General features: G+C 58.7%; 13 protein-coding genes. 11 read left to right on the top strand and 2 right to left on the bottom strand.

The genetic code is table 11. The annotated features are described in order from the left end of the window. Positions 1-33: 33 nt before the first annotated feature. From AC0L30_RS18360 to AC0L30_RS18310, 11 genes are all read left to right on the top strand, one after another. On the top strand, positions 34-357 hold the full coding sequence (locus tag AC0L30_RS18360) for a helix-turn-helix domain-containing protein (protein ID WP_247396089.1): 324 nt from the start codon (positions 34-36) through the stop codon (positions 355-357). Next, positions 354-1250, top strand: coding sequence for an ImmA/IrrE family metallo-endopeptidase (locus AC0L30_RS18355; RefSeq protein WP_473404906.1), 897 nt, complete (start codon positions 354-356; stop codon positions 1248-1250). The genes AC0L30_RS18360 and AC0L30_RS18355 overlap by 4 nt, the downstream gene beginning before the upstream one ends. A 34-nt stretch (positions 1251-1284) precedes the next feature. Beyond that, positions 1285-2292, top strand: a complete 1008-nt coding sequence (locus AC0L30_RS18350) for an HNH endonuclease (protein WP_473404905.1) — start codon at positions 1285-1287, stop codon at positions 2290-2292. A gap of 248 nt (positions 2293-2540) precedes the next feature. Beyond that, on the top strand, positions 2541-3026 hold the full coding sequence (locus AC0L30_RS18345) for a hypothetical protein (RefSeq protein ID WP_473404904.1): 486 nt from the start codon (positions 2541-2543) through the stop codon (positions 3024-3026). A gap of 8 nt (positions 3027-3034) precedes the next feature. Continuing rightward, complete coding sequence (locus AC0L30_RS18340; protein ID WP_473404903.1) at positions 3035-3859, top strand: hypothetical protein; 825 nt, start codon at positions 3035-3037, stop codon at positions 3857-3859. 10 nt (positions 3860-3869) lie between these two features. Then, positions 3870-4739 carry a pPIWI-associating nuclease domain-containing protein gene (locus AC0L30_RS18335; protein WP_473404902.1) on the top strand — a complete coding sequence of 290 codons (870 nt, stop codon included), beginning with the start codon at positions 3870-3872 and terminating at the stop codon, positions 4737-4739. A gap of 587 nt (positions 4740-5326) precedes the next feature. Next, a complete protein-coding gene (locus tag AC0L30_RS18330) occupies positions 5327-6241 on the top strand; it encodes a DUF3800 domain-containing protein (RefSeq protein ID WP_473404901.1) in 915 nt (304 codons plus the stop codon). 233 nt (positions 6242-6474) lie between these two features. Continuing rightward, positions 6475-7119 carry a type IV toxin-antitoxin system AbiEi family antitoxin domain-containing protein gene (locus AC0L30_RS18325; protein WP_473404900.1) on the top strand — a complete coding sequence of 215 codons (645 nt, stop codon included), beginning with the start codon at positions 6475-6477 and terminating at the stop codon, positions 7117-7119. Beyond that, on the top strand, positions 7112-7996 hold the full coding sequence (locus tag AC0L30_RS18320) for a nucleotidyl transferase AbiEii/AbiGii toxin family protein (protein WP_473404899.1): 885 nt from the start codon (positions 7112-7114) through the stop codon (positions 7994-7996). Before AC0L30_RS18325 ends, AC0L30_RS18320 begins: the two co-directional genes overlap by 8 nt. Before the next feature lie 259 nt (positions 7997-8255). Beyond that, positions 8256-9770 (top strand): 5'-methylthioadenosine/S-adenosylhomocysteine nucleosidase family protein, encoded by a 1515-nt coding sequence (locus AC0L30_RS18315; protein WP_473404898.1) that lies wholly within the window; start codon positions 8256-8258, stop codon positions 9768-9770. A gap of 21 nt (positions 9771-9791) precedes the next feature. Beyond that, on the top strand, positions 9792-11543 hold the full coding sequence (locus tag AC0L30_RS18310; protein ID WP_473404897.1) for a hypothetical protein: 1752 nt from the start codon (positions 9792-9794) through the stop codon (positions 11541-11543). A gap of 185 nt (positions 11544-11728) precedes the next feature. On the opposite strand, the gene AC0L30_RS18305 is transcribed toward AC0L30_RS18310, so the two are convergent. Both AC0L30_RS18305 and AC0L30_RS18300 read right to left on the bottom strand, forming a co-directional pair. Then, positions 11729-13093, bottom strand: a complete 1365-nt coding sequence (locus AC0L30_RS18305; RefSeq protein ID WP_473404896.1) for a hypothetical protein — start codon at positions 13091-13093, stop codon at positions 11729-11731. Next, complete coding sequence (locus AC0L30_RS18300; protein WP_473404895.1) at positions 13090-19020, bottom strand: AAA domain-containing protein; 5931 nt, start codon at positions 19018-19020, stop codon at positions 13090-13092. The genes AC0L30_RS18305 and AC0L30_RS18300 overlap by 4 nt, the downstream gene beginning before the upstream one ends. Positions 19021-19218 lie beyond the last annotated feature (198 nt).

The following is a 19218-nucleotide window of genomic DNA, read 5'->3' as shown; positions in this document are numbered from 1 at the left end:
ACTCCAATTGTTACTCATAAAGGAGAGACACAGATGTCCACAGCGCTCGGAGACAAGATCCGCCGCCTTCGAAAAGAGAAGGGCTTCAGCCTCGACAAACTCGCCGAGCTTTCAGAGTCGAGTAAGAGCTACATTTGGGAGCTAGAAAATAAGAACCCGCCTCGCCCATCGGCGGACAAGCTCGCGAAAATAGCGCATCAGCTCGATACGACGATAGAGTATCTTCTGGATGAAGGCGAGGCTCTCTCCACCGAAGATGCCGCAGACGCCAAATTCTATCGCCAGTACCGGCAAATGGATGATGCGACCAAGGCAAAGATACGGAAGATGGTGAAGCTTTGGGGCGATGACTCATGACCTTGCCGTTCTCTCCCGAGCGTTGGGCCTTCGAGATCACCCACGTTTTGAATGCGGTCTTGGGAGCAGAACACTTTCCAATTAATGTCACCGCCGTTGCCCAGGAATACAGCGCTCAAAAATTCCCGCATGATCCGATTTCACGGATAGTTGGGGATAGTCTGCCCGGCTTCGATGGCGCTCTATACAAGGCCCCGGCTGGCAAGAAAGGCTGGGGCATCTTTTACAACAACCAAATGCGATCGACTGGCCGAGTTAATTTCACGCTTGCTCATGAATTCGGCCATTACCTTCTGCACCGTCTTGCCTATCCTGACGGTATCAGATGTGGCGAGCAGGATTTCGTTCAGTGGGATTCTGAATACGGCCAAGTCGAGCACCAAGCCAACGTTTTTGCCGCCAATTTGCTCATGCCGCTTGATGATTTTCGTCGGCTTATCCAACCCGATGCTGTAGTTGACCTGAACGTCATCTCTGACTGTGCCGAGCGTTACCGAGTGTCGCTGATCGCGACCGTGCTTCGATGGCTTTCCTATACTGAAAAACGCGCCGTTCTTGTAGTTTCGAGGGACGGCTTTATTCTTTGGGCTCGCTCGAGTGCAAAGGCGCTCCGGACGGGTGCATTTTTTCGTACGTCCCTTGGCCCCATTGCCGTTCCGGTTGCCTCCTTGGCTGCGCAGGGCTTGACTGCGCAGGGCTTGACGGCGGAACGCCAAACGGCGCGGCAGCATGATGGCGGCATTTGGCTCCCTGAGCCCGTGCTCGAAATGACCGTGCTCTCCGAGCAATATGATTTTGCAATTTCGCTTCTCTTGCTGCCCAACGATCCTCCGCCGTTCGAGGATCGTTTCGGCGGACCATTCTCTCGGTTCGCAAACAGGCGGACGGCCTAGGTAACGGTCAAATCACCGCGTATCGAGGTAGGTCATGCGTTGCATTTTTTGCCTGAAGGAGCGGCCTCCAAGTCAAGAGCATGTGTTTCCTCGCGCGATTGGCGGGCCCCTTACGATCGACCGCGTTTGTGATCAATGCAATTCCGAGCTCGGAGCGCGTGTTGATGCAGCGCTTTGCGATTTTCTACCCGTTCGCGCCCGGCGGGCGAAATTAGGTCTGGCTGGAAATTCAGGCGCGGCCCCGGAGTGGTACGAGATATTCCTTGGCGACGCCACGCTCGTCGGGGAGGCCGCTGGGCGCATCCAGACAACATTCGACAAAGCCACCGGAAAGCTAAGTCAAAGGCAGCTGCATCATGCGGCAAATATCGTATTGCCCGACGGTCAGAAGGTTCGTCAGATAACGATGGATGTCCGGGACAAAGATCAGATCCCGAAAATCATCCGTCGGGAGCGGCAGCGTCACAAGTTGAGACCGCTGTCCGATGAAGAGCTCAAAGCGGAAGCCAACAAATACACAGAGCGGACGGTTCAGACCCCTGTCATTATGAAGAGTCTGCAAGTCAGCTTCGCTTACGTCCAGCATGCCGTGCTGAAGATCGTCTATGAATTGGCGTTTCTCTGGCTGGGTGAGGCTTATCTCGATGATCCCCTTGCCGCTAAGTTGCGGGCCGCTGTAATGAGTAGCGATCTGGACGCCCTCGATCTGTACGCAGGAAATATCTTCGATGCGAAAGATTGCGTGGCGTTTTCCAATTACTGGACGCCGCACGAGGGTCACCATATTGCCTACAGCTCGGTCCTTCCTGGGAAGATCGTTGTCTCTGTCCGGTTGTTTGACCTTTACGCAACCGTTGTCGTGGTAAGTGAAGAGCCTAGCCGCTATTTCCAATCGCAAGCGGATATGGGCAAGCTGAAGTTTCTTGCCATCGATTCCGTTTCCAAGAAAATGATTCATACAGAGTTCGCGGAGGAGCGCCACCGTCTGGCGATGATGATGACCGCCGAGCGTCGCAAGCCGCCGTTCGCTGATCTGTTATAGTGTTGTCTGGAACCGTGCGTGCACCCCTGTCCGGGCCCCTCGTTCGCTCAAGCCAGCAGCGCAGTTCGGCAGGACATGGGCGGGCTCGCTAAAGCCATCCACGCGTCTTCTCGACAGGCGAACTTATGTGTTCGATATCTTTTCTATTTTGCGGAAGAGTCTATTATCATGAAGGCTCGCTTTAAGACCGGCTTCAGCCCATTCTTGCCGTATTCCATCCGCCGAAAACTCCTGGCCGGGCACAGCGGATGCTAACCACGCAGCAACTCCTCAATGGCCTCCCGGCCGACGAAACGCTGCGATTTTTCGCTACCTTCGCGCGGTTCGAGTTCGCGATGAAGCAGTGCGGCTTCCTCCGGCGGACTCAGCACAACAGGGTTGCCGAGGCTTGCCGCGAAAAACTGTCAGCGAACTTGCCGGGCGACTTCTTTGAAGCCGTCCGGGACGCACAAATCGCCCCAATCCTGATCCAGAGACCGCCGAAGAATCTATTTGTGCAGGCTGGTGCAAGGCCGAAGTTTGGCAATGAACTGCCTGAGCTAAGCAATACACGGCAGTTACTGGATGCCGTTTGGCAAGTCAGGAACAATCTGTTCCACGGAAACAAGCTATACCCGGCCAATCGTGATCGAGATATGGCGCTGATGGACAACGCACTTGCCGTAATCGACGCAATCATGCAACGAGATCGAGACCTCTCTTCCGCTTTCCATGATCCGCAGCAGTTCTTTTGAGATAGACGATGACGACAAGCGATGACGATCATGTACCCGAAGGTGACGAGAACCCGCTTGGAGCAATCTTCCGGGCGATGAAGGTAAAGCGCGAAAACTATGAAAAAGGCGTTCTAAATAGCCGCTCGTTCCAGGATGCGTTGCGCTATCTGGAGGGCATTGGCTCCGATCTGCTGGCGGCCCAGTCCTATATTCGCCTGCAAGGAACGCGGTATTCCGCCGCAGAAGATTATCTCATGTTCCGCTTCGCCCCGCATCTCAGCGAGGCCGTAATCGCGATCACGATGAGCGCGAAGGAAGGCCTGCAAAACGCGGCTCGGCGTGAGTTGCGGTTTTTGCTGGAAGCTGCGGTCAAGCTGTCGTCTCGCGACTTTCATGTGGACGCGAAGTCGTTTGACGAAAGGCTTGCCGGCCTTGGTGACCGTAGCAAGCGCTTTGAGGATTACGTAACCGAGCTTCGATACTTCGATGAATTCGAGAAACCCGGAGAAACCAACGCGGCCATCCTGTCGCTTTACGGGGATCTCTCGCTCTATGTGCATGCCGCTGTGCCGAAGTTTCAGAGCGCCATGTCGCGCGAGCGCAAAGGGGAAGGCGCCGGGATGGAAAGCGTTAGCACCTTAAACCGCTTCAACAGTCTCGCCTTTCAAGTCTACGATATCGTGCTTGTGCGAATGTTTTACGGACTGGGTCTCAGCATGGCAGGAGACATCTTCACCTCGATCCTTGATGACGAAACGAAATGGCGTTTTCACAAAGCCCCCTTTGTGCGCCGGATGTCTCGTTGCTTCGATTACAAGCACGAGCGCCGCGTCCGGCGCGGCGAAATCTAGCGGGGGTACCATGGCATTGCCCTGGCTCAACGATCAACTAGCTGCCTTAAAGCCAAAAGCGGTCGACGACTTCTCCCGGACCACGATCACCGGGGCGCAGCATGCGCTGGCGGATGCCGCCAACCCGCTGCGGCTCAACTTCTTCAGCACAGCGATGCGTATCCTGTTCGAGCATATGATGGGCATGCTCGCACCTGTCGATCAGGTCGTTCAAACGGAGTGGTTCATTTCCGAGCGCGAGGGTAACATCCCAACGCGTGGGCAACGCATTGTTTTCGCCATTCAGGGCGGGTTGAGCGATGAGTTTGTAAAAGACACGCTTCAGATCGAGATTGCGCCAATCCGCCAAAGACTCATCAAGGCGGTCGACAATCTAAGCAAACATGTGCACGGGCGGGAAGATACGATCATTGAAGGACATGACGAGCAGGATGCGGCGGCGTCCGGTGCGATTGAAGCCCTGGCAAACTTCCTCGATACCTATCACGAGTGCCGCTCGACGATCCTTAACGCCATCCAACAGGAACTTGACGATGCCGCCGTTGATGCGCTCCTCAGCGACACGATTCAGGAGGTCGATGAGCTTGCCACGCATCATTCGGTCGAAGAAGTCTATGTCGGGGATACATCGGTTCGCTCGATTGGCGCGCACTTCATAACCTATCGCGCCACGGGAACCGTCGCGATTGGCCTCCAATGGGGATCAAATTCGGACCTACGTCGTGGTGACGGAGCCGAAGCCGATTTGTCGTTTCCATTCCATTGCGACATTCAAGTCTCGCTCGTCGATCCTCTCAATATGGCATTCGGCGACACCAACTACTCCGTCGATGTGAGCTCATGGCGCGATGGCATGGGGCCTGATGATGACGACCTTTAGGCAGGGCTACCCGGTACAAACTGCGTTTGGATGCAAGAACGAGGTCAAGCCTCTCGACACTCCCGCGGTCGATAACTTCGTCGGCATCCTTGAAGATACCGGCATCCCCATCCGGCAGAGAATTCTTGTCCCGCGAAGGGTTATACCGCCGACGCGCAAGACGCCGCTACCTCGCGCGGCATCCGTACACTCGTGTTCGAACGCCTTAGTGCAGATCGCCTCGGACAGGAAATCAACGCCGTCCCGAAGGCAGTGGTTTACCTCCTAGTGTCGCAATTCAACCTCAGTATGCTTTCCTATGTCCCAGGCGAATGGACTCCCATCGTCGCACCCCAACAAAAGCAAATAGCGGGACGACCTTTTCGAGGGGGCCAAAGCACGGGCCGTGGAGACCTCGCAGACAACGCAGGCTCATTGCCCAAGGGAGTGAAGCGGGCTTCGTCCTTGGCGATCACTCATGTACGCCCGGCCGGACCAGCCAACGATCGCGATGCCATCGGCAAACAAACCTTGATACGCGGTTGCTCAAGCCTATACCGTGGTTTGCGCCTTGCACGCTTTTGAGGTTGGCCGGAGGGAATACGCGCTTGAATTTACTTCAAGCATTTACCGATGATTCCAAGGCACAAGCTGGCGACAAGCGATTGTTTCTGGCCGGCTACCTACATCGCGCAGACGTGTGGGCCTCGTTCTCCAAGGATTGGCACCAGGAACTAAAAGCGTGGCCCGCGATCGAGTACCTGAAAGCATCCGAAGCCCATAACCTCAGCGGGCAATTTCATTACAGCCGGTGGGACGAAAAACTGCGGGATGCCAAGATTGCAAGACTCGCTGCCATCATCTCCCATTATAAGCCAATCTCCTACGAAGTTTCGGCAAATGGTCAGCTATTCGAGAACGAACTGAAGCCGGTCTCGCCATACGGTTTCGGACGGTTGCATTTCACGATGTGCTTCACGGTCGTCTCTACTGTCTCACGCTATGTCGCGGAAAGCCCAGTACGGGCGCCCATCAGGTTCGTATTCGACGAGCAACAGGGCGTCGATGTCGATGTCGAGATTTTTTTCAGCGAGATGATCAAATCCCTCCCGGCGGAGGCACAAAATCTGATCGATGGGCTTCCGGCATTCAAAAGCGACAAGGAGCTTCAGTACGCACCCCTACAGGCGGCTGATTTCCTTGCATGGCATTTGCGCCGCGAGCACGAAACTGGTGAGAAGCTGGCTCGGACAATCGGTCTCATAAGCCACGATGCCCATCTCGTTCAGCAAATTCCTGACGAAATGCTGCGGAGTTGGGCCTGCCATCACGCTACGTTACCTGGCGTGCCGCTCCTTCAGTCAAAGCAGCAATGGAAGGATTTCAAGACGATGATGAAAACGCTTACGGATGCCGGCATCGACCCTTCGAAGATCAATGGCGCCGGCATCTATTATCCGGAAGGAACAAGCGCCCTGGCTCGTGCAATCGACTGGGTGAGGCGGCGGTTTGGGCGCGCATAAGTTTCGCGGTTAGCCATGTGGCGGCCATGGACGCGATCGCGGCCAGCATGGTCGTAGCCGACCACGCCAATTGCGGCGCGACAAGCGGGGTGTACCGGATCTGATTTTGGTCCATAGGATGTCTATATCTATCAAGGGGTTGCGTGACAATTTACGGGTTGTTTGCGGTAGTTCCGCATGATATGAAATGCAGGTTATAAATAGAATATATCCGACAAATCGGATCATAAATCATGGCCAAGCCATCGTCGACCCAACAAGACCGTGCCATCGAACTCCTCAAGGAACGCGGCATCGTGCGCCCTTCCGAGCTTGCCACGGCAGGCGTCACAGCCGCGACCATCGCCCGCATGAAGGAAAAAGGCCTCGTTGTCCAACTCGGTCGCGGGCTGTACCAGCTGCCCGACGCGCCCATCGATACGCACCATTCCCTCGCCGAAGCCGCCAAGCGCGTTCCCAAAGGGGTCGTCGCGCTCACCTCGGCGCTCGCCTTTCATGACCTGACCGATACCATTCCTTCGATGGTCTGGCTCGCCATCGGTCCCAAAGACCGCCAGCCCCTTCCAACCAATCCGCCCATGCAGTTCGTTCGCTTCAACCCGGAGCGGCTTCAGGAGGGCGTGGAGATTCATACGATCGAAGGTTGCCCGGTGAAGATCTTCAGCCCCGCCAAGACCGTCGTCGATCTTTTTCGCTACCGGCGGAGCGCCGGGACACGCTATCGTCACAGCACCGGCCTCAACCTCGCGCTCGAAGGCCTGCGCGAGGTCCTGCGAACCCGCAAGGCCAAGCCTTCGGAAATCGCGGATTTCGCGCGCAAGGCCGGGGTTTGGAAGGCCATGCAACCTTATATTGAAGCGATGACCGCCAATGGCTAACCCGCCCAAGAATGTCGCTGCCTCGGTTCGCGCGCGACTGCTCACGCTCTCCAGAGAGCGCACTCAGCCCTTCGACCTTCTCCTCACCCGCTACGTGCTGGAACGGCTCCTTTATCGCCTCGGCTCGACGGACTATCGCAACCGCTTCGTCCTCAAGGGCGCGATGCTGCTCGCGACCTGGGTCGACAACCATTTCCGGCCGACGCGCGACATCGACCTTCTCGGCTCGGGCAATCCCGACCCCGACGCCCTCCTTGCGATATTCAAGGAGATCGCCGCCGTCGACGCCGCCGACGGCGTCATCTTCGACCCGGCCAGCTTCACCGTCGACCGCATCCGCGACGAAAACGAATACGGCGGCGTCCGGATCAAGGGCAATGCCACGGTCGATAATGCCCGCGTTCGCGTCGTAATCGATATCGCATTCGGCGACGCCATCGAGCCCGGCGTGCAGGAGACCGACTTGCCGGTGCTGCTGGATTTTCCGGCGCCCAAGCTGCGCTCTTATCCGCGCGAGACCGTCATCGCCGAGAAATTCCAGGCGATGGTCGCGCTCGGCCTCGCCAACACCCGCCTGAAAGACTTCTACGACGTCTGGGTGCTGATCCGCTCCTACAAGTTCGAGGGCGACACGCTGGCCCGCGCCATCAAGGCGACATTCGCGCGCCGCAAGACCGAGATTCCGACCGCACTGCTGGACGCATTCACCCCGACCTTTACCGAGGACGCCGGCAAGAAGGATCAGTGGGCGGCGTTCACCAAGCAGGTCGCGGTCGACCCGGGCCCGCTGACGGATGTGGCAAAGACGCTCGCGGAGTTCTTGATGCCGCGCGCACAGGAAGCCCGAGCCCTGGAGGACGGGGAGAAGGCGACCTAGCCGCGACGACCATGATGATCATGCCGATGATCATCATGGTGACCAGCAGCAGCACCATCAGCAGCAGCAGCATCAGCATCAGGATGATCATCGCCGTGCCCATGATCACCATGATCGCCATGATCGCCAGCAGCAGCACCAGCACCTGCTGGGTGATCATCGACATGCCGATCATTGGCTTTACCGCGATTACCGCTAGGCGAAGCCGGACCAGCACCTATATATTAAGTCGTACCCCCATACCAACAGAGCTTGCCGCGTGCCACAACGCCCATCCCCCACTGCTGTCATCGTCACCGCCCTTGAGGTCGAGACGCGCGCGGTGTTGCGGCAGCTCGGGAAATGCAACGTTGAGACCGTCGGTGGCACCGGCTTTTTCAAGGGCGAGTTCGAGGGATGGGATATTGCGGTGGTCGAAGCCGGCCCCGGCAATGCGGGCGCCGCTGCAATCGCGGTTCGAGCCCTTGAGCATTACAAGCCCCATGTTGCGCTGTTCGTCGGCGTCGCCGGCGGCGTGAAGGACGTGGCCATCGGCGACGTGGTGGTCGCAACCAAGGTCTATGGCTATGAGTCCGGCAAGGATACCGCCAAGGGCTTCCAGCCGCGACCGGACGTCCAGATCACGGCCCATGCGCTGGATCAGCGCGCCCGCGTTATCCGCCAAGGAAACGACTGGAAGTCGCGGCTTGATCCTGCGGTCGGACACGGAGACCCCGCGTTCTTCGTCGCGCCGATCGCGGCAGGCGAGAAAGTCGTGGCTTCGAAGAAGGCCGCCACCGCGACGCTGATCAATGATCACTATGGCGATGCCATCGCCGTCGAGATGGAAGGCAGCGGATTCCTCAAGGGGGTGCATATCAGTCACCCAACGCAAGGCGCCGTCATTCGCGGCATCTCGGACCTGTTGTCCGGCAAGGCGAACGCAGACAAGGAAGGATCGCAACAGCGCGCAGCCGATGCGGCCAGCGCAGCCGCCTTCGAGATCCTTTCAGGGCTGGATGGCGGTCAGGATCGTGCGCGGAAGGCAAAACTTGCCTTCCTGCGAACGCCGTCCACCTTCAGCAAGGGCAGCTATTTTACGCAAGGCGAGGTACTCGCCGAGATCGGCGTGCCCAACGTCGATCAGGTCCGGTTTGCTTTCGCAGGCGCCTCCGACGGCTACATGCGCATTAATCCTATGGAGCGCCAGGAAAAGCCGCTGACGGTGTCGAGCCTCAACGCCAACGTTAATCAGTCCGAAATGATCCGGGCGACCGGCCACGGTGGTCTCGCCACGGTGAACGCCTACGGGGCGATCTACTACGATCCCGCCGGCGCGTACCCGATGGGGCCTGCGCCCCTGCGCTGGGCGACGCAACTCTTTCAGAACGGCGAGCTCTGGAGCCTGACGGATACATTGATTACGCGCGAGCGGGCATGGCGTCAGGCGCACATTCCGTTGCCGCTCATTCCCGTGGTTACCTTGGAAAAAGGCTTTTATCGCGCGCTCCATGCGAACGTGCCGTTTGCCGTCCAGCGTCTTGGACTGATGTTCCCCTGCGAGGTCGAACTCGGCCTGTTGAACATGCGGCGTGCGCATCTCGGCGTTCACCAGGATGACATTCGCGGTCCGATTCAATTCGACGAAGCCATCGTGCAAGTCGAGCTTGGTTCGGCCGATTCCGTGGCAATCAACGCGGCCCTGCTGGCCTTCTTCGACGAGGTCTTTGACAAGACCGGCTACGCACGGCCTGAAGGATTGAACGGGTTCCCGCTGGGACCGCCTCGATCGTAGAACACCAATAGGTCGCGAGTCATGCTGCAGATTATCACCGAGAAGTTCTTTCCACCCGGCGAGCGATACGAAACGCTTCACCGCGCGATCTTCTATACCAATTACCGCGTTATGCGCGGTGAGAAGATCATTACGCCCGTAGGGTCCCTTCATCCCTCGACCGGCCTCCACTCCTTTGCGACGCTCACATGCGAGATGCTGGAAAAGCAGGAGAAACATCCCGACGGTCCTAAGCCGGGTGTTTTTATTGCGACAAGTGGCGATGACCTTCTGAATGACTTCGCCGCAGTCATCTCCTTCTTTTTGAATGTGACCTGCACTCCCGATCCCGACCTTACCCGGCGCCTTCTCTTGGCCGAACGGCCGAGCCTTGGGATCGAGGCGGTGCCAAGCCGGTTCATCCGCCGCATGTTCGATAAGGACGTCCACGCCAGGGACGGCGAAGCTGCAGCGTTGGTCGCATTCATCACGCAATTAATCGGGCTCGAGCGTGAGACGTTTGTCGGGGCCATGCGTGCTATTAGGCAGTTCGTCATCGGTTCACATCGGTTGGCGGACGATCTCAATCTCGCTTACACGCTGTTCGTTACGTCGATAGAATCTCTCGCGCAGGGCTTTGATGGCCACGTAGCTGAGTGGAGCGACTACGACTCGCGCAAACGAAACAAAATCGATGAAGCCCTGAAGGATGCGTCAGACGAAGTCGCCGGTGGAGTCCGAGACGCGGTTCTTTCCAACGAGCATGTCGCGCTGGCGCGACGCTTCCGCGATTTCGCCATGGCGCATGTTGCGCCGTCATTCTTCCGAGAAGAGGCCGCTGGTGCGCAAGGACCAATAGGTCGGCCCGATCTTCCCATTGCGCTTCAGCAAGCGTACACGATCCGGTCAGGCTACGTGCATCTCTTGCACGATGTTCCGCGCCAACTGACCATAAGTGGCTTTCCCGAGGCTACCGAGGTCGACAAGAAGGAAACGTTGTCGTTCGCAGGCCTATCTCGGCTAGCTCGTCACATCATCATGCAGTTCATCGCACGTGGACGCACCGTTGAACGCGAGACATTCAATTACCGCGGAGAGCTGCCGGGTATCGTTACCGTCAAGCTTTCTCCCGAATTTTGGGTAGCCTCGACCGGGGGCTTTGATCATAAAAGTGCGCCGGTACGGCTTTCGGCGTTTTTGGAGCAAATTAGTGCTGCCGTACTCCTACGTCAAAAGGACGCCAAGCTAACCGACCTGCGGCCGGTCCTGACCATGGTGGAGGACCAGGTGCCCGGGTTACGAAAGCCGAGCCAGCGGCTTCCGATGGTGACACTCTATTATCTGTTCCATCAGTTGGCAGGCCCAGAGTTCAGCTGCAAACAATGGCCAGCCCTCTTTGAGAAATTTAAATCCGATTTCGATGTTCCCACGGTGGAGAGCTTCGTTGCTCATCTCATCACGGGCTTTCCTATTGAGTGGACGGTGGAGCAATTGGAGGAACTGCACAAAACCTACTTCAAGACACGGCATACAGCCGGAGTGACCAATATCGGGCTACTGCTTGAAGCTGCCCTGTCGCTCTATGTGGCCGAGGTCAACCGTGTCGCCGGTAACGACGCACGGGCCCGTGAATTGGTCGCCTTCGCGGTGGACTCTCACCCAGGCCACGCGGCCCTTCGCACCTACGAGGCTTTGTTGCCAGCCGAACTTGCAGAGATCGACTGGGCAGGCATCCTTCTCCCACCTAGCCCAAACAACGAAGGCCCTTCTGCCGATCCGGCTTCCACCGCCTAGGACAACATCTCCCCCCGAGGAAATCTCGTCCTCGGGAGCTTCTGAAGCTCCAATAATTCCATATCAACGGTTAGCCTGGCTCCCATTCAATCGGCTAGACCATGCGGAATGACTCATGGAGAGCCTGTGAGTTCACCTGGCAGCCTGTGCACTCATTCAGGTTGGGCGCTACGCCGCCTGCGGGTTCAAAGCCCTTTACGAAGGGAGTTGGCGGGTCCCTTGATTGCGTCGCTGTCTCCAGCGGTAGTGTACTTATCCTCAACAACTTTGAGCGGGAATTGTCCGACCGGCCGCGCGTGCTCAATTGCAAGGTGTCCGCCATCCTTGGCTATCAAAGATTGAAGTCGTTCGAACTCTCCGCACCAGATCGTTTCGATGTCACGGTCCCGGCCTGCATCCCGCATTTCGGTTGAATTGCCGAACGCAACCGCCCTGACTTGAAGAAGGTCGGACTTCGATCCTCCAGAAAGCTCAACGCCGTATCCGGGATTGGCCGCCTTCCGAAGAACAACTCGGCCTCCATTGACCCAGGCCGTCGCCATTCCCTCCGAAACTTCGTAACCCAGACCTGCTAAGCCTTCGAGCACGGCGCGCCGGCGCTCTTCCGCAGCGATCGCCTGAACTTCTTCTTCGATGAGGAAGTCGGCTCGTTTGATAAGTTCGGCTTCATTGCGCTGCGTAGCTCTCGAGAGAATGTCACCTATTTCGGATCGCAACGACGCCGCTTCTGGAGATTTCATTTCCGAAAGCTCGGCATGGCGCGCGCGGAGGTCGCTCTGGAGGCGCGCGTGGTTGCGCCCATTCTTGACTGCTGTTGCCAGGTCGAGGAGCAGACTATCGGCGAGCAGCGACCGTCGGGCAGGGGACTCCAGTTCTAGAGATGAGATGCGGGCCGAGAATGGGCCTGGATCGATGCCAAGCCCTTTCAGTTCTCCCAAAAATCCGTCCACTCGAAGCAGCGCCTGATCCTCTGTCACCCCAGGCTGTTGGGACGACCATTCCTCCAAACTCATGCGTTTTTCACCTGCGCCAAGCCTAGCAGCGATGTCGCGCTGCAGATCGGAAACGCCGTTGGTTTCGGGCGCCGAGTGAAGGAAAAGAAAGGCCTTATTGATTGCTGCTTCCAGTCGTTCGGGGGGCGTCCTCGCTGACGCGAGTTCCTCCCGAATTTCGCTCGGAAGCTGGATACCTGACGAGCCGAGGCTGGCGAGGAGCGCTTGGGCGGTTCCTTTCATCCGTCTCATAGTCCGCTTCGATTGCGCCTCCATCTCGGCAGCCTTCTCGGCGCGCCGTTCCGCGTCGGCCTGAAGATAGGAGATTTCCGCCGGGATCTGCTTCTGAAGCTCGACAAATTTATCGGCTGACAGCAGACCACGAAGAGCGTCCCGTCGCGCAATGACTTTGTCGATGTCTGCTTTATCGATCGTGCCATTGCGTTGGCCACGAGAAATCCAGTCCTCGATCGCGGCGTCCAGTCGGGCGAGGCTTCGTCGGCAGATCGTCGTAATTTCGGCGCGGGTCACGATACGGAAGGCTTTGGGACCGCTCATTGGACTCCTCCTTCGCTTCGAAGTGCATTTTCGACCGCTTCCTTGAGGCGTTGACGTTCGGTGTCCCCTGAATGCGTCCAGGCGTATGACGAAACCCTGTGGATATGAGGTACCGCCTTGCCCAGCACGTTCGGGCGCCAGACCTCCCGCGCTCGCGCCTTTTCAAGAAGGCGGTGACGCGGGGCATCACACTCCACCCCGATCGCATACAGCCCCGTCCGGGGATCGGTGACCGCGAAATCCAGGCTGAAGGCTCCGCCGTCGCGCGCCTTTGCCGGAGTCCATCCTTGTGCTTCCATGAAGTTTTCTACGGATTTCGTAAAGCCGTCGTCCTCGTGATTCCCGAGATCGTGCTCCGCGCTTTTCTCGGTAACCATCCGGTCAAGTAGGGTCCTGCCGGAATCCCCGGCGCCTTCGGACACGGTCCGGGCATATTCGAGGTAACCCTGAAGGTAGTCCCGCGGCACACGCGGGCCGCGACGCGTGGTCAATAGGTCGGATATCTCCGAAATCGGCATCGAAGTTATCATGACTACCTTTTTCCGAGCGCGTGTCACCGCCACATTCAACCGGCGCTCGCCACCGGCGTGTCCCAATGCGCCGAAGCTTTTCCGGAATACGCCATGCTCGTTACGACCGAAGGTGGTGGAGAAAATGATGACGTCGCGTTCGTCTCCCTGCACGTTCTCGACGTTCTTTACGAAGAAACCCATGTCTTCACCGCCTTCGATCCGCTCACGCTCGCGCATCAGAGCATCACGAAAGGAAGCGTCATCTTCGGCGCGCTCTTCAAGCGCGTCTTCGATCGCGTCTGCCTGCTTGCGGTTGAACGTGACCACCCCCACCGAGGGAGGTGCTGCATCTTCCCAAAGATTGCTCAGGTATTCGACGACGTCGGCGGCTTCCTTCGGATTTGTCTGGTTCTTGTACACGCCTTCCGACCGGATCATCTCGATCGGTCGCACTGTGCGTATGATTTCGTCGGGATGGCGAACGGGTACGCTCAGTCGGTTCCCGTAGAATGAAGCGTTCGAGAAGGATATGAGCTCGCGATATTCGGACCGATAATGGACCTGAAGGGTTCTTGACCTTAGTACCGATCTGGCAAGCTGGAGCAGATCGGGGCAGTCCTTGATCTCACGCCGGTTCCAGGTTTCCGTGAAAACGTCGCGTTCCTCCTCGCTTGCCGCGTCTTCGGGTTCTTCTCCATCGAAGATCGCCGCTTCATCGTTCTCGACCTTGCTCGCAAAGAAGCTGGTCGGTGGCATCTGCTTTTCGTCCCCGCTGACGACGACGATCTTGCTCCGAAACAGGGAAGGCAGCGCGTATTCGACGGGCATCTGGGAGGCTTCGTCGAAGATGACGGTATCGAAGAGGCCGGGCTTCGGCTGGAGTACGCGGCTTGCCACGTCGGGCGTCATGAGCCAAACGGGCCTCAGTGCGAGCAGGCCTAGTGCGCTTCCGCGATCGATGAATTCGCGTAGTCGCAGCGCCCTGTGGCCTGTTAGCCTCGTTATCGGCACCCAATCAGACACCGGCCGGACGTGACGGGGATCAATGTCGTTGATGAGAAGTTCCCTGTTGCAGTTCCGGATTTGCCGATCGGATTCCGCAAGGGAGTTGACCTTCATCTCGCTTGCATCACCGTCGAAAAGCACCTCCGGGTTGGAGGCCTCCATTGCGGCCTTCCATGCAATCCTGGCCTCGCGCGCGATCGTGCCGCGAACGCACGCGTCGAGATCGGCGGTTGGCAGCCGCAGCAGATCTGTCTCCTTCGCCCTGAGGGTCCGGAAGATCGTGCGTTCGACCTCTCCAAGACGCACCGACCGAAGCCGAAATTCCTGAAAGCTCGCGAGTGTCGGGGCAGCTTCGAGAATGAGATTGATGGCGGTCCCGTTTGGGCGCCCGCCATGGATTGCGGAACGCCGCAAGCCGATCCAAAGCTCATCGAGATAGGGTTTTAGCTGTTCTAGAGCCTGGGAGCTTGCCGCCCGCGCGTCGTGACGTTGAAGCGAACGATCTGCACGATCAAAAAACGTATCCAAGTTCTCTATCGCACCTGTCACGGCAGCCTGATCCAATTCGGTTTTCTGAGGGCACTCATCGATCTGTGTTACGAAGCCATGGACGCGCGTAACGATGGAATGGAGATTGCCGGCGAGGGCAGCCAAGGGCGCCGGTGGAAGCTTGGAGTCCGGAGCGCGATTGAAGAGCGCCATTACATAGTCGGCAAGCTTGAGCCTTAACGGCCGCAGACCCATCTCCAGGTCGATTGCATTCGCGAACGCCTGGACACCCTCTTCGTCTGAAGCAATTTCCTTTGCAGCCATCAGATTTCGCAGATTCCGCTTCCGTATCCAGCGCATCGGATTGATGTGCCCCAATCCGCTGACGGGGCTGAGGACCGCCCTGGCGAGGGCGTCAAGCTTGCGCAGCTCGTCCGATCGACTTGAAATAAGCTTTTCAGAAATCCCGGGCTGGTGATGGGAGGCGCTGAGCGCGGACAGTCCCGCTTCGACCTGGATGAGCCCGGCAAGCATATTGGTGCCCCGCGATCCGTTGCCCTCAGGACTCCGGAACAATGGAAGCCAACGACCCAAATTGGTGCACAGGGTGTCGCCGATGGAGCGCAAATTGCCGGCGCCAGCCATCCAAGTTCGCAGGCGTTCGGCGTCGGCGACGTCCAACGAGTCGGATGTCTCGGCATCGACCTCCTCGCGCCTTGCATCGATTTCCGCGAATGTGCGTAGAGACTCGACCAGAGTGTCCGCGGTGCCCCGATCGGGGTTGAAAAGCTTGAGTACCGAGAGAGCGCTGCCTTCGAATTTTGCCGGTAACCAAAATCGTGCCAACGGTCCGCAATTTTCTTCGAGCGTGACGACATCTGCGGGGTGAAGATCCGTGAGCAACGCGCGGATCGGCGGAAGATCCATCGGCTTGGGTTGATGTGCTTCGATGGCCAGGAGCTCACCGAGCAGCGTGCGATAGGTCAGTCCCGTATTTGGGTCCACCGCATGTAGCGCCGTCTGCTGCCGATCGAGATCCGCTTCCAGCGATTCGATGCGCGCCGCCAACCGTTCGCGATCCCGCTTCCAGGCCGGAGCTCCGCCGACAGGCTGACTGTGCAAGCGCTCAACCTGCTCCCTTACCGATCCTATGATAGCCCCGCGATCACTGTTGACATCGGTGATCATCACGAAGCGGTTTCCCAGTCGTTCCTTATCCAAACGCTTCCTGACCACCTCAAGCGCAGCTTGTTTCTGGCAGATCACCAACAGAGTTTTACCCATACCGATCGCATCGGCGACCATGTTGACGATCGTCTGGCTCTTCCCTGTTCCTGGCGGGCCTTCGACGACAAGCCCCGGCGCCTGGCGAGCTTCCATGACGGCCGCCTCCTGCGAAGGGTCGCTGTCCGCGGTGAAAAACCGTTCGATCTCCCGTGCAGAGACCGGGCCATCGCTTTCCGGCTTGTGATCCGAAAGCCGAAGTGCGGCTTCGAGCGCGGTCGAGCTCGGTGGCAGGCCTCGAAGCAATTCGAGATCCTTCATCACGGCCTGACCCATGAAGGCAAGATGAAACAAAACGGCGGACGGAAAGATCTGCCGTTCTTGGGCGCCGACCTTGACGTCCTTACCCGGCAAGGGCGACAGCGTGTTACCGGCTGCTGTTGCGAGATGTCCGAACGCGTCCATCACGTCCAGCGCCGAGAAGGTCGCACGAGCAAGGAGTTCTTGGGCGGCTTCCTGCCACCTCTTGGCCTCCTGAATGCCGATCATTCCTTCAAGGGCAGGATTGACGACGACGTATTCGGCTTCGGCGTCGGCGCTTCTCTCCCGCCCATACCCCAGCGTGACGTGTCCGCGATTGCCGACTTCCGGAATGACGCGCGCCGGCCACAGGAGCACGGGAGCGATGCGGGGCTTTGCGTTCGGCCTGCCGTCGCGCATCAACAGGAACGGGAAGGCCATGTAGAGGCCGTCGATGCCAGTATCGCGCCTATACAGCAACGCATGAGAATGCAGCGAACGGAGCCTGCGTTCCAACCCATCGTTCTCGGAGAATGTCGCTGGATCGATGTTGACCGTCCGGGTACCGCGCGAAAGCAGATGCTCGAGGATCTCCGCCGCCGGCACCCTTGACGTATCGAGCTCGGTCAAATCCACCCGTGCCGTCTTTCCGATAAGCATGCGGGTGAGCGGTCCGCGTAGTACGCCGCCGGAGATTCTTTTCGCGAAGAAGTCTAAAATCGTTGACACATATCCTTGCTTCGGCAGAGGCCTCCAGGTTTGCGGAGCGATCGAGAGCAGCGCCAATGCGCGTGCGATTGGCATCCTTCGGTCCAGACGGAACTGGTTCGCCCACTCGTCGACGGAGGAAACGCCGCATCTTGCGAAATTCTCGATGCGGTCGTCGATCATGCGGTAGATCTCGCGTCGAGGCCGCGCCAGCAGTGCGGCGGCTGAATCGCGCGAAAATCCGGTCAGTCCTGCCGTGGAAGCCTCCTTGGCAGCTTCGTCAACCACCTCCGCGACGGATCGGAACTGGCCCGGCGATGCGCTGAGCAGGATTACGAGATCCTCCTCGGCCGACTGGCGACGCTCGATCAGCGAAACCACACCCGCATGGTCCGTGTCAGGAAGCAGCTTGCGCTTTTCCTCCCAGAGTGCGGCCAGGCGGGCCATGGACGTCGAAAGTAAATGGACGCGCAGTGTTTCTTCGTCGACCGCGATATCGAGTTGCTGGAGGCGTTTCCGGACCGTCTCGGCGCGCAGCTTGAGGCGCCAGAGCCAATCGTCCGGATCGACCTTCCGGATGAGATCCGGGGCAGGACCGGTTATCAGATTATATCCATCGTCCGGATGGTCGAGGAGCCATCCTGGCGTGACGATGTTGCCCCTGACGATCAGGGGCATGGACGGGTTCAAGGTCTTCAGGGCGATCGAAAGCCGCAGGTCGTCGGTCAGGCCTTCTGCTCTGGCGAACTGACGAAGGGCCGAGGGAATTCTCGGATCGAAACCGGCCTCCGACGCCCATGTCGCCACCGCGCCACGCAGTAGAAGGTTTTTTGCTGCATCCCAGTTGGCGGCCTCGGCCGCCGCCAGCGCAAAGGATCCAGGCGAGCGGTATTGCTTGCCGCCCAAAGAAATCGCCACGCGGCCATCGACACCCTCGGCGCGAGCGGCAGCTTCAGGTGCCGCGACTGGTTCACCGGCAAGCCAGGTCTGGACTTCCTTCCACTGCCACCGCTGCCGACGGTCGCGGGCGAGCAGGCCGCGAAGCAGCAGCTCGGTAGCGGCGTTCAGATTTTCCGGAAGCGGAACGCCGTTGGTGAGGACATGGATCAGGAATGCCTGCTCGTTGATACCCTCGAAACACGCGCCGCTCGTGACGCGCTCCAGAAGGATCATGCCCATACTCCACCAGTCCGAGGCCGGTGCGACACCGCCGGCAATCGCCTCGGGCGCCATGTAGCGTGTCGTCTCGAGCGGAGAGGCGATATCGAGGTCGAATTCCGAAAGGCGTGCTGAACCGAAGCCGGTGATCACGAGATCCAACGGATCCCGAGCGCGTAAGAAAATCGTTGAAGGGCGCAAATCGCGGTGTCTCAGACCCGCCTCTGATAGGGAATGAAGCGCTTGGCCGAGTTCGATAACGAGGATCCGGATCGCTTCGGACCCATCCGGCTCTAGCGGTAGATCGGCAAGCGTCCCGCCGGTAAATTCCTCGACCACCTCGTATGCGCGGTCGCACCATCGCCCGGTCGCGAATATCTCGGGCACGTGATCACGTGGAAGTTTGCGCAGGAGGTCGTAGATTGCGCTATCCGGCTCGGATCCCGCCGCATAGAGGGTAAGTACGCCCGTTAGGCCGTCTGACTCGCGAACGGCCGCAAAACGCTCGCGGACGGTGCTCGATGAACTCATCCGATGCTGTAGCCGCCAACCTTCTATTTCCGTTTCGACGGGCTCGGGCTCCGGCTCAGGCGTAGGTGACGGCTTCGGTGCCGGCGTCGGTTCGACCGGGCGCTCCTCGACTGGCTCGCCGCACACGCTGCAAACGAGATCTCCGGGCGAGTTCTCGTGGCCGTTTCTGCAGGCGGGCCCGCGTACCGGTGTCGGTAT

It is taken from the genome of Bradyrhizobium sp. MI1.11, from assembly GCF_055811255.1.
The sequence above is the reverse complement of the archived record's forward strand: the minus strand, read 5'-3'. Positions and strand labels throughout refer to the sequence as shown.